This window comes from Campylobacter sp. RM12640 (assembly GCF_020137595.1).
Classification (GTDB): domain Bacteria; phylum Campylobacterota; class Campylobacteria; order Campylobacterales; family Campylobacteraceae; genus Campylobacter_E.
Genome location: NZ_JACGAU010000055.1, coordinates 1 through 1,240, shown reverse-complemented (window position 1 = coordinate 1,240; position 1,240 = coordinate 1). Strand labels below are relative to the sequence as shown.

1 protein-coding gene is annotated in these 1,240 nt (G+C 26.5%); it reads right to left on the bottom strand.

The window, feature by feature from the left end; genetic code table 11:
* Positions 1 to 25 precede the first annotated feature (25 nt).
* Positions 26 to 1,162, bottom strand: coding sequence for a replication initiation protein (locus AVBRAN12640_RS09835; protein WP_239803860.1), 1,137 nt, complete (start codon positions 1,160 to 1,162; stop codon positions 26 to 28).
* Between the last annotated feature and the right edge of the window lie 78 nt (positions 1,163 to 1,240).

The window sequence follows — 1,240 nt, the reverse complement described above, 5'->3', positions numbered from 1 at the left end:
CTTTTTAGCCCCAACCACTTAAGTGTTAAAGTCTATATTTATTAAACCAATTCTTAAAATTTTCAAAATTCTCAAAATTTAAATAAAAATTTTTATTTGTATATTGGTTAAGTGCTGTCATTGATATAGTGCAATCATCATTTTGTTTTAGTGTTTTAATCTTGCAAGTATCATCAGTTTTATACATTTCATTAAAAGACTTAAAATGCAAATCTACATAAGCATCTAAATCAGTAACTATCCTACCACCAAACCCTAATCGTTGTTCTAGCATTTGTGGTTCTTTTTTCTGTGCTGGTTTATTAAAATCTTTTGCTTTATTTGCTAAATCATTGATGATATTATTTACTTTGTTTTCGTTGCTTTGTGTAGCGTTTTGCTGTGTAGTAGTTGCTTGTTTTTGTTCTTGCTTTACTTCTTGCTGTGCTGTAAAATAAAATTCAATGCCTACGACCTTACCTCCACGACCACGACCTTTTTTGTCTTTAATTTTAGTAAAAGTTAAATTTGGAAAAATCGGCTCTTTAGTATTAAAAAGATTAGTTTCTCCACCTAGCTCTAAAATAGCAGGTTTTAAAATTTTTTCATCAATTTTGCTTTGATTATAATCTTTCGGAATACTTATAAAATCGCAAAATCCTTGCCAATCGTTTTTATAAATTAAACATTTGCCAGTATGTTTATATTGCTTTAGAAGTCTGTAAAGACTTTTAGAATACTTACTCTTTAGTGCCATAAATTCGGATAATTGAAAGCTTGTAAAATTACCCAACAAATCATTTAATAAATATGAAAATTCATTATTTACACTTAATTCTACACGCTCAATTTCTAGCGTTTCTATATGTTTATAAATAGTAAATTTACTAAAGAGATTAAATATTTCTTCAGCTATTGCGTTTTTATATTCTTTTATTATTGTAAAATCAGCTTTAAAAAATTTATCTCTTAATATTCTTACAATGCTTAAAATCTCATCATTAGTATAGTTTTGAGTGCTAAATTCTTTTAGTTCGTTTGGATAGAATGTGATAATATTATCGCTTTGTAAATCTCGTATTTTACTAATAATACCCATTAAGATGTTTTGTTCTTGAGCTGTGAAACTTGGTATTTTTATTTTATTAAAATCATTATGATATTTAACTAATTCTTGCCCCATTAAAAACCCCTTTAAATATTTAAAGTGATTATAATATAATAAACCTTTTAATTTGTCAAGGGGTTATTAATACCCCTT